Annotated in this window: 8 protein-coding genes and 1 other annotated feature; of the genes, 5 read left to right on the forward strand and 3 right to left on the reverse strand. The window is 42.1% G+C overall.

The window, feature by feature from the left end:
• Positions 1–106 precede the first annotated feature (106 nt).
• A complete protein-coding gene (gene spoVID, locus VK080_RS14100) occupies positions 107–1,150 on the forward strand; it encodes a stage VI sporulation protein D (protein ID WP_324225404.1) in 1,044 nt (347 codons plus the stop codon).
• A 296-nt stretch (positions 1,151–1,446) separates the two neighbouring features.
• Positions 1,447–2,466 carry a hypothetical protein gene (locus VK080_RS14105; RefSeq protein ID WP_324225405.1) on the forward strand — a complete coding sequence of 340 codons (1,020 nt, stop codon included), beginning with the start codon at positions 1,447–1,449 and terminating at the stop codon, positions 2,464–2,466.
• Here VK080_RS14105 and VK080_RS14110 read toward each other — a convergent pair.
• Positions 2,463–2,651 carry a hypothetical protein gene (locus tag VK080_RS14110; protein WP_324225406.1) on the reverse strand — a complete coding sequence of 63 codons (189 nt, stop codon included), beginning with the start codon at positions 2,649–2,651 and terminating at the stop codon, positions 2,463–2,465. The genes VK080_RS14105 and VK080_RS14110 overlap by 4 nt on opposite strands.
• A 199-nt stretch (positions 2,652–2,850) precedes the next feature.
• Positions 2,851–3,077: a binding site (T-box leader), on the forward strand.
• Positions 3,078–3,129: 52 nt separating this feature from the next.
• Between VK080_RS14110 and VK080_RS14115 the strand changes: the two genes are divergently transcribed.
• Complete coding sequence (locus VK080_RS14115; protein ID WP_324225407.1) at positions 3,130–5,778, forward strand: valine--tRNA ligase; 2,649 nt, start codon at positions 3,130–3,132, stop codon at positions 5,776–5,778.
• Positions 5,779–5,796: 18 nt separating this feature from the next.
• Here the strand turns inward: VK080_RS14115 and VK080_RS14120 are convergent, their stop codons facing one another.
• Positions 5,797–6,663: a hypothetical protein gene (locus VK080_RS14120; protein WP_324225408.1), complete on the reverse strand. Its 867-nt coding sequence runs from the start codon at positions 6,661–6,663 to the stop codon at positions 5,797–5,799.
• A gap of 10 nt (positions 6,664–6,673) precedes the next feature.
• A complete protein-coding gene (locus VK080_RS14125; RefSeq protein WP_324225409.1) occupies positions 6,674–7,567 on the reverse strand; it encodes a RimK family alpha-L-glutamate ligase in 894 nt (297 codons plus the stop codon).
• Positions 7,568–7,714: 147 nt separating this feature from the next.
• Between VK080_RS14125 and VK080_RS14130 the strand changes: the two genes are divergently transcribed.
• Together VK080_RS14130 and VK080_RS14135 are read left to right on the forward strand one after the other, a co-directional pair.
• Positions 7,715–9,007: a folylpolyglutamate synthase/dihydrofolate synthase family protein gene (locus VK080_RS14130; RefSeq protein ID WP_324225410.1), complete on the forward strand. Its 1,293-nt coding sequence runs from the start codon at positions 7,715–7,717 to the stop codon at positions 9,005–9,007.
• Between the two features lie 97 nt (positions 9,008–9,104).
• Positions 9,105–10,670, forward strand: a 1,566-nt coding sequence (locus VK080_RS14135; protein ID WP_324225411.1) for a sensor domain-containing diguanylate cyclase, incomplete at its 3' end; no start/stop codon positions are given.

Below are 10,670 nucleotides of genomic sequence, written 5' to 3' on the forward strand. Positions count from 1 at the left end.
TGCGCGGAAAGCAGGAACGTTTGGCATATCTTTCTTTTTTGTGTCATATAGTTTAACTGAGACGTATAAGTATATGGAATATATGCTGAAGAAGGGAGGAAATCGCTTGGGAAATGAACAGGAAGTATTCCGTTTTGATTTAAATGAATCGCTTTACTTTGAAAAAGGACAGGAAGTTGGTGAAATGACGGGCATTTCACTCGACCCGGAAATTGCCATACAGCCGTTCAATGATTATGTTTCAATCAGAGGTGTTATCGAACTCCGTGGATCTTATCAAAAAGCAGGATTATCGCAGGAAAACGATGGAGATACATTGGGTTTTGATGATTATCATGCAAGACGTTATATTGAAAATATCGTCAACGTTGATGATGATCAGGCAGAGTTTACACACCGTTTTCCTGTAGAAATCTCTGTTCCAGCATATCGTGTAACTGATATGGATGATGTGACAGTCGGTATTGAATCATTTGACTATGAAATACCTGATCAGAACCAGCTAAAGCTAAACTCAACAATTGAAATATATGGAATCAGTGATGAATCGGTAAACACGTTTGATGACGAACATGACAAAGGACCTGCTTTAACCGATAGGGACGATGAAACATTTGCATTTGATATGAAGATGGAAAAAGAAGAGCCGGAAGCAGATGAAGCAATTGGACAGGAAGATGCACCGATTTTGCCTGAAGCAGAGGATCAGCCGACAGAAGAAACAGAAGATGGCTCCTCATCTGCCAAGGCACGCTGGAAAACTAAAAAATCGCAGACACTTGCTGAATTTTTTGCCAAGGATGAAAAAGAAACACCAAAGTATGAAGAATCTAGCGGTGACACAGAAAATATGGAAAGCCCAGGTGAATCCCCGGCATTGGTCGAGTTATCAGATTATCAGGAAGAAAGCTCAGAAGCATCGGCAGAATCGCCGGAAAATGTCCGTTATTTAGCTGATATGTTCAGATATGATGAAGAAGAAACTTATAGCAAAATGCGACTATGTATCGTACAGGATAATGATACAATCGAATCCATTGCAGAGCGGTATGATATATCGGCACTCCAGCTGCTGAAACAAAATCGGTTGGATGAAGAAGGGTTGGAAGAAGGTCAACTATTATATATTCCATATAAGAAAAATCCATAGAAAACATACACCCCTTGCTTGTTTGCGGTAAGGGGTAACTGCTTCATAAAGCGAAACTTCATTCAGCAAGACGTACTATCCTTGCTGAATGTTAGTTGAGCAGAATCGGACATTTATGAACAGTTAGCCGCCGTTTTTTGGCGGTTTACTGTTCGTTACATGCGGGATAAAGCGAAACTTCATTCAGTGGGGTGCTTTTCTCCCACTGAATGTTAGTTGAACCGAATTGGACATTTACGGGCAGTTAACCGCCGTTTTTTGACGGGTTACTAACCGTGATATATAGAAGGTGGTGGATGATAAGTGTGGTACCGATCGAGCGAATAATCGGCGCGTATGGGATTTACCCATATCATATTGAACAACAATCAGATTGTCTATATAAGGTGAGTGATGGACGGCATGCATATGCACTGAAACGAAGTAAATTAACGGAAGATGCCGTTTTGAGATGGGAACAGGTTTACCATCAGGCATATGCATCACATTTAGTCAACGTGTTACCGGTATATTTGACTGAGACAGGCGAATTATACGTCAGAATGGATGATTCGTATTATTACTTAACACCTTGGATAACAGACAGGAATCCCGGTCATGAGCGGTGTATCTCAGATGCATATGAAGCTATCGGGAGGGTTCATGCTAAAACAAAACAATCAATCTCGATGGATACTGCTGCGGTTATGCAAAAATTCAATGATTATCAGCAGCATTGTGTTGAACGTCACGAAGCATTATTGACTTATGTGGAGTTATTTGAACGGAATCGGTTTATGTCACCATTTGAACTGCAGGTTTGTACACATTATCATGTTCTGGTGAATGTTTTGGCTGAACTGGATGATCATGTTGAGCAGCTGAAAGTGATGCTGGAACATGAGCGAAAATGGCATTACAGTCTTTTGCACGGCAATTTGAATTTATCCCACTTTCTCCATCAAAACAACACGTATATCATTAATTGGGAAAGAGCAGCATATGACAATGCTGTTGTCGATCTGTCAATTTTTCTTAAAAGACAAGTACAATACCATGACCAGCAGACCTCACAATTGGCTGAATTGTTTCCGGCATATCAGGAACAAAACCCATTGACTGAAATGGAACAGCATTTGCTCACAGTTTATTTATTGGATCCTTCCGATTATATAACGCTCATTGATGATTACATGGCAAATACTGGGCAGACGCTGGTCAAACAAGTCCAACTGCTGCAGCGTGCTTTTCGCCGATTGGAGTTTGGACGCCGCTGGTCTCAACTTAATGAATATGATGACAGCACTGTCAGTCCTGAAAATGAATCTGGAGATTAAACCCATTCCAAATAAAACGCGATAAATAACCCCACTAATGCGCCAAGTAAAAAGACATCCAGCGAAGTCGGGAAAAGAAGTGTCCGGATCAGCTGAAAAATCAATATCGGCAATGTCACTTTTTCAATGACAATGATGCATTTTCGTGCCCATGGCGGCAGGCGGTAGCGATAATAACGTGCCATATTTTATTCACCCCTCCCTTATTACTATCATATCTTATGTATATGACAGGCTGTTTTGTGCCATCCTTAAGCCAATAGTTGATTTTGTTATCAAAAAACGGTAAAATAAAATCAATATTTATAAGTGCATGTTCAAAAAGTGGGATAAAAAGACCGAGACATTTAACGCGCCATTTTTACCGGACTTTTTGAACAACCTCTATAAGCGATGATTGGGAAGAGTACGGAATCGTTACCCATAAAGAGAGGGAATGTCTGGTGGGAATTTCCCGGGAACCATGATTCTGGAAGGTCGCCCATGAAGCTGCTTCTTTGAATTCAGTAGAAGAATGCCGGTTGCTGACCGTTATCAGACGTGAGTGCATAGGCTTTAACTGTCTATGAACAAAGGTGGTACCACGGAATTAGATCCTTTTCGTCCTTTTTTGGATGAAAAGGATTTTTGTTTTTACAAATATTCATATTGAGGGAGGAATCCATGGTGAGTGAAGACAACAAAACATTCATGTCATCAAAGTACAATCCAAATGAAATTGAAAAAGACAGATACCGGTATTGGGTAGATGGTAAATTTTTTGAAGCAACAGGGGACAAGGAAAAGGAACCATTTACCATTGTTATTCCACCGCCGAATGTTACCGGGCGACTGCATTTGGGCCATGCATGGGATACGACCATGCAGGATACGATTTCACGGATGAAACGAATGCAGGGTTATGATGTGTTATGGCTGCCGGGTATGGACCATGCGGGAATCGCAACACAGGCAAAAGTGGAAGCCAAGCTGAAAGAACAAGGTAAAAATCGGCATGACCTGGGCCGGGAAAAGTTTTTGGACGTGGCCTGGGACTGGAAAGAGGAATATGCTGATTTCATTCGCTCACAGTGGGAAAAATTGGGCCTTGGCCTGGATTATTCACGGGAACGATTCACGCTTGATGACGGATTGTCAAAAGCTGTGCGGGAAGTCTTCGTTAAACTCTATGAAAAAGGATTGATCTACCGTGGTGAATACATTATCAATTGGGACCCGGATACGAAAACAGCTCTTTCCGATATAGAAGTTGAGTATGCGGAAGTGCAGGGTAAATTTTATCATATGCGCTATCCAATCAAAGACAGTGATGAAACAATTGAAATTGCCACAACTCGTCCGGAAACGATGCTTGGTGATACAGCAGTCGCTGTCCATCCGGATGATGAACGTTACCAGCATCTGATTGGCAAAACGGTTATTCTGCCGATTGTCGGCCGGGAAATTGAAATTGTGGCTGATTCATATGTCGATATGGAAATGGGCTCCGGTGCCGTGAAGATCACGCCCGCTCATGATCCAAATGATTTTGAAATCGGCAACCGTCATGATCTTGAACGTGTGCTGGTCATGAACGGAGATGGATCAATGAATGAAAATGCCGGCCGGTACCAAGGGATGGACCGATTTGAATGCCGTGAACAAATCGTGAAAGATCTGCAGGAGCAGGGTGTTCTGTTCGAAATTGAAGACCATGTTCATCAGGTTGGTCATTCAGAGCGAAGTGGAGCAGTTGTGGAGCCATATTTGTCAACACAATGGTTTGTCAACATGCAGCCATTGGCAGACGCCGCAATTGAACTGCAGAATGGTGATGGAAAAGTTAATTTCTTCCCGGACCGGTTTGAACGAACGTATCTTCATTGGATGGAAAATATCCGTGACTGGTGTATTTCACGTCAGCTATGGTGGGGCCATCGAATACCGGCCTGGTATCATAAGGAAACAGGGGAAATGTATGTCGGCAAGGAGGCACCTGCAGATATTGAAAATTGGGAGCAGGATGAGGATGTGCTTGATACGTGGTTTTCTTCTGCATTATGGCCATTTTCGACAATGGGCTGGCCAGATGAAAATGCCGAAGATTTCAAGCGTTATTTTCCGACAGATGTTCTAGTGACCGGTTATGATATCATCTTTTTCTGGGTAGCCCGGATGATTTTTCAATCAAAACAGTTCACCGGCAAACGCCCGTTCAAGGATGTACTGATTCATGGTCTGATTCGTGATGCGGAAGGAAGGAAAATGAGTAAGTCGCTCGGCAATGGTGTTGACCCAATGGATGTGATTGACAAATACGGTGCCGATTCACTCAGATACTTCCTTTTGACCGGTTCGACACCGGGTCAGGATTTGCGTTTCCATTGGGAAAAAGTTGAAGCAACATGGAATTTTGCCAACAAAGTGTGGAATGCTTCGCGTTTTTCTTTGATGAATATGGAAAACATCACATATGATGATATTGATCTGACAAGAGAAAAGTCGCTTGCGGATAAATGGATTTTGACAAGACTAAATGAGACCATTGAACAGGTAACTAAAAATACGAACAAATATGAATTTGGAGAAGCAGGCCGTCATCTGTATAATTTCATCTGGGATGAACTGTGTGACTGGTATATTGAAATGGCCAAACTGCCACTTTATGGTGATGACGAAGAACAGAAAAAGACAACACGATCGGTGCTCGCCTATGTCCTTGATCAGACAATGCGGATGCTTCATCCATATATGCCGTTCATTACCGAAGAAATCTGGCAGCAGCTTCCTCATGAGGGTGAATCCATAACGATTGCCAAATGGCCGGAAGTAAGACCTGAATTTCAGGATGATGAAGCGGCGAATGTCATGCAGCGGCTCATTTCCATCATCAAGTCAGTACGTAATATCCGTTCTGAAGTTGACACACCATTGTCTAAGCCAATCAAACTGTTTATTAAAACAGAAGATGAAGCGATTGCCGCCGAACTTGAAAACAATCGCAGTTATTTGGAGCGGTTCTGCAATCCAAGTGAATTAATCATTGCTACGGATGTTGAAGCACCGTCCAAGGCAATGTCAGCGGTTGTCACCGGAGCGGAATTATTCCTGCCGCTAGAAGGGCTGATTGATTTTGACAAAGAAATCGAACGGCTGGAAAAAGAACTGAAGAAATGGAATAGCGAGGTGGAACGTGTCCAGAAAAAACTCGCAAATGACGGTTTTGTCAATAAAGCACCGCAACGGGTGGTTGATGAGGAAAGACAGAAGGAAAAAGATTATCTGGAAAAACAGGCTAAAGTGAAAGCACGTCTCGACGAATTAAAAGCATAGGAAAAGTAACGCGGAAATTCATGATGACGATGAATTTCCGCTTTTAATATACCGGATATACTGTTTTAAAATATTAATGTCACTGACGGCACTCAATGCGCGGGAACCGACAACATCTTCTATTTCATTAAAGATAAAATGACCATCTAGATCGATCAGAAAATCAATGCCAACCATTCCAAACCGAAAATAATCACTGATTTGTCTGACAAGGGATATTTCATGTGCGTCAAGTTCATACAAAGAAGCAGAACCGCCAAGCTTGTAATTGGCGCGAAAATCATGGTTATTTTCCCTCAGCACGGCTCCGATCACGTTTGTGCCGATCACAAATACACGCACATCTTTCCCCGGTTGAATAGCTGCCGCTGATTGGATAATCAGATCTTCCCGTGGCAGGTCATGCTTTATATGCTGCCATTCCCGGACATTCGTCACCATAACTACCTGTTTGCCGCCCCTGCCATGTGTTGCTTTAACAACAAATGGAAAGGGGAGAGGAGGTGACTCGGGCAGTCCGGTTTTGTCTGAAATAAACACTGTATCAGCCTGAGGGATGGCTAATTTGCTCACATGAAAATGTGTCAGTGCTTTGTCATTGCAGATAATGGCCGTTCCGGATGGATTATATACCGCTATCCCCAGTGATTCGAGCTGGCGGTTCAAAAGCGGTTCGATTGTCCGGATAACCGCAAAATCAGGCAACGCCACCGGTTTTCCATTAAGTAAAACGGTCAGCTGATCATCGATAACCCCAACCGTTAAATTTTCCCTCAGAATTAACTGCAGTGAAATGTTTTGCACGTGTGCTTCTTTCACGAACCAGTTAATATAGGACGTGTTTTGTCCGGCGTCTGTTTTGTTATAGATTAACCAGCCTTCCATAGCGTATCCCTCACTTTAAACTGTCCCTTATATAATCCATTATAAAATCGGCAACGTTGATACCGGTACAGTCGAACATATTACGGATATGTGCGTTTGAATTGATTTCACAGATGATTGGTGAACCGTCAGCACCGAACAATAAATCCACCCCGGCAAAATCAGCACCAATGGCTTTGACTGCTGCAACAGCAATATTTTTTTCTTCGGCACTTGGGGTATGTGCCCGCATTGTTCCACCGGCTGTTACATTTGCCCGAAAATCATTTGATGCATGACGGGTCATAGCAGCAACAACGTCATCACCAACAACATGCAGACGCATGTCACGCCCAAAACTTGCGGCAATGAATTCCTGAAGCATAAATGGCCTGCCCTGAAGCTGGCAAATTTTTTTAGCCAGTTCTTCCTTTGAGTGAACAAGATAAACTTGATCGCCAAAGGAACCGAATGCTTCTTTGACAATCATGGGAAAATCCAGAACCTTCATCGCTTCATGATAGTCGTCAATACGATTATCCCCCGAATTGTGAAAGGCTTTCGGTGCAATGACCGTTTTGGGGACGGGCAAGCGTTTGGATGCCAACAACTGATATGACGCAATTTTGTCATCACTTACAGCTATTGTCTCTGAACTGTTGAACACACGGATACCGAGTAATTCGAGCTGTTTTGCCAGGTAAATATCTTTGTCGGCAAAGACGGCAAAATCAGGCCATCCACTTTTTACCGTACCGAGCAGTTTCATTGATTTTGAACTGAGCATCCCCAGCAGTTCGTTATTTTTATAAATGGATGTTTCAATATGCTGCTTGGCTGCGGCCTGCTGAATCCATTCTGCAAAATCAAGAAATTTATTTCCCGGCAAATAGCCGTTATAAATAATCCAACCGTTCAAACTCAAATCATGTCTTCCTTTCTGATGCAAATCGCAGTAGTTTATTGCTATAATGATGCTGTTTAGATTAAAGCTATAAAGTAGTCTCTGCTTCATTCTAAAGCAACCATATTTTAGGGCATCCTTTAAATCAAATGAAAAGCGGTGTGTACAATGTTCGAAGATTTCTTCCAAGTCGAAACTTTTTTCCAGGACCGGAAACAATATGGCGTAAAACCGGGTCTTGCTCGTATTCATAAACTATTATCCCTGCTTGATAATCCGCAGGAAAAATTGGATGCCATTCATGTGGCAGGCACCAATGGCAAAGGCTCAACCATTCATTATCTGAAACATGCACTGGTGACAAACGGTTACCGGACCGGTGTATTCAATTCTCCGAGCCTTGAAGGCTTGACGGGTCATATTTCTATCAATGATTCCGTCATTCCCAAAAAAACATTTCTAACATATATCAATAAAATCTATCCGTTTATTTTGCAACTTGATAACGAGCGTAACCATCCGACTGAATTTGAAATCATAACGGCTATTGCTTTTTTATATTTTACCGATAATGTGGATATTGCGCTCATTGAAACCGGTATGGGCGGCAGGGAAGATACAACAAATTGTTTTGTCCCTATTTTATCCATTATAACAAATGTGGCATTTGACCATACGGGTTTTCTCGGGGACAATATAAAATCCATTGCCTATCATAAAGCTGGCATCATAAAAGAAAATCGTCCTGTCATTGCTGGGGAGATGTGTGATGAATCACTATCGGTCATAGCTGATGAGGCTGCGAAAAAAAACGCGCCTCTCTATTTGATGGGTAACGATTTTCAGTATAAAGTCATTGATTCAACGACGACGTACGAGCGATTTCGCTGGACCTTCACTGCTGGTACGAGCATGGAAACCGAATTACAGACAGCAGGTACCCATCAAATAAGAAATGCCTCGCTTGCTATTATGGCTCTTGTCATTCTTGATGGAAAAGGCTTTGAACTCAACCGGGAAAATACAATGAATGGTCTGGCTGCCGCCCGAATATCCGGCCGATTTGAGCGGATCCATACAAAACCGGCCATTTTTCTGGATGGTGCGCATAACCCGGCAGGCATCCAGGCCTTTGTCGATACAGTGTCCACCTATTTTGCCGATAAGGAAAAACACCTTATTTTCGCTGCATTTAAAGACAAAGATTTAAATAGAATGCTGAACGATTTGGAACCTCACTTTTCTTCTGTCACATTAACGACATTTGATCACCCAAGGGCTGCAGGAGTTGAACAGCTTCAGGATTTCAGCCGCTTGCGGTATACCCGTTATCAGCGTGACTGGCGGCAGGCGATTGAACAAATCAGCTTTCAAAGAGAAAATGTCTGCTATTTTATAACCGGATCGCTGCATTTTATTGCGATTGTCAGGAAATATTTTGAAGAAATGTCTCATTTGTAGTAAACTGTAATTATCCGAATTTTTTTAAACTATGAGTCTAAAGTCACAGTTAGTCAAGACACACGGTATTATATTGGGCGGGGAGATGTCGCACTAAATGGTAACGACAAGAAAGACTATCATTATATGGGTGTTATGGGTCATTGTCTGGCCGACTATATTATGGATTTCTTATCGCCATTATTATTTGAATATCGACAATCAAATCGTTGACATACTCCTGTTTGCTTTGTTTATCGGGATTGTCGCCTGGTTCCCGGTCATCATCCGGAATAACCCGATTTTTTTTGTCAACGGAATAAGTTTGGCGGTATTTCTTATTTTCGGTCTTTTTGCCGAGATAATATTAACACAAATTGCCATTATTGTAGTGCTGCTCAAAACGGGCGTTGGAAAGAAGGATTCATACCGGTACCCATTGAATATGTTAATGTTTTCCATTGTCTCAATCATCGCTGCCATCATATTTAATTTGCTTGGAGGTAGTCATGAAACAATTTCAGCGCAAAGCCAGGAGCAAGTCTTTGCTATTTTTGGGTATGCTGCCGCCATATTTCTCGTTAATACACTTTTTAATGTCGTCCTCGATAAAATACTTTACAGGCGTAACACAAGGTTAATTGATGAAGGCATAAGATGGGAGTTTTTCACGACATTGCTCACGATACCGGTCGGATTTGTATTATTTGCTTTGTATACAGAAATTGGCAGAAGCGGCATTTTTTATGTGGGGATTCCATTTGTTTTTATATCAATCATATTGAGACTGCTTTACTCTTACCAGAAAATTAACCGGTTTCTTGAAAAGACGGGTGAAATTGGGCATCGGCTTACAAACCGACTGGATCTTGCCGACGTTTATGATGTATTTATCCAGGAAGTCAGTCATTTACTGCCGGTTGATTACGCTTATATTTTTATGGCAGACAAAGAAAGACTTGTTTTGGAGCGGTTTGAGGATGTTGCGCACCAAACAGATCCCTCTTTCATCTCTATTGAGCGGAATGAAGCATTCAGTGGTACCGTATGGTCGACTGGGAAGCCTGTCTGGTATAACAATATGTCCGAATGGTCGAATGTCAAAAGTGATAAAATACCGTCAAATACAGAAAGCGTCCTGTCACTCCCAATTGAATACGGTGATACTGTGATTGGTGTCGTGACACTTGAATCAAAAGAGCGAAATGCTTTCGGTAAGGCGCACTATCGGGTCATGACGATTTTAAACAGTTATTTGGGCGTAGCAGCTGAAAATGCCAAAAACTATGAGGCTACTAAACTGAAAAGTGAAAGAGACGGATTGACGAATTTATACAATTTTAGTTATATGGAAAATTTACTGGATCATCATTTTGCGGTAATGGAACCTGGCGGCATGCCAAAAACCGCGTCTCTGCTTATACTGGACCTGGATCATTTCAAGCGTGTCAATGATACATATGGTCATGAAGCCGGTAATGAAATATTATGCATGGTGGCAGACAGACTTGTCGGATTTATTGGTGAGAGAGGAATAACCGCGAGATATGGCGGGGAAGAATTTGTCATTTTTCTGCCGGGAATCGGATTATCTGAATCAGTTCAGCTGGCTGAATCACTGCGCGCGTCCTTGTTCGAACAGCCATTCAGAATCAAAAACCATATACTCGATGACAAGTGGGAG

The sequence above is a fragment of the Lentibacillus sp. genome (assembly GCF_035301925.1).
In the GTDB taxonomy this organism is placed as follows: Bacteria; Bacillota; Bacilli; order Bacillales; family Amphibacillaceae; genus Lentibacillus.

What these genes read in the sequence shown, in the direction of transcription:
- VK080_RS14130 (WP_324225410.1), top strand. Translation starts at nt 7,715, where the DNA reads ATGTTCGAAGATTTCTTCCAAGTCGAAACTTTTTTCCAGGACCGGAAA.
- VK080_RS14115 (WP_324225407.1), top strand. Translation starts at nt 3,130, where the DNA reads ATGGTGAGTGAAGACAACAAAACATTCATGTCATCAAAGTACAATCCA.
- VK080_RS14120 (WP_324225408.1), bottom strand. Translation starts at nt 6,663, where the DNA reads ATGGAAGGCTGGTTAATCTATAACAAAACAGACGCCGGACAAAACACG.
- VK080_RS14110 (WP_324225406.1), bottom strand. Translation starts at nt 2,651, where the DNA reads ATGGCACGTTATTATCGCTACCGCCTGCCGCCATGGGCACGAAAATGC.
- VK080_RS14105 (WP_324225405.1), top strand. Translation starts at nt 1,447, where the DNA reads ATGATAAGTGTGGTACCGATCGAGCGAATAATCGGCGCGTATGGGATT.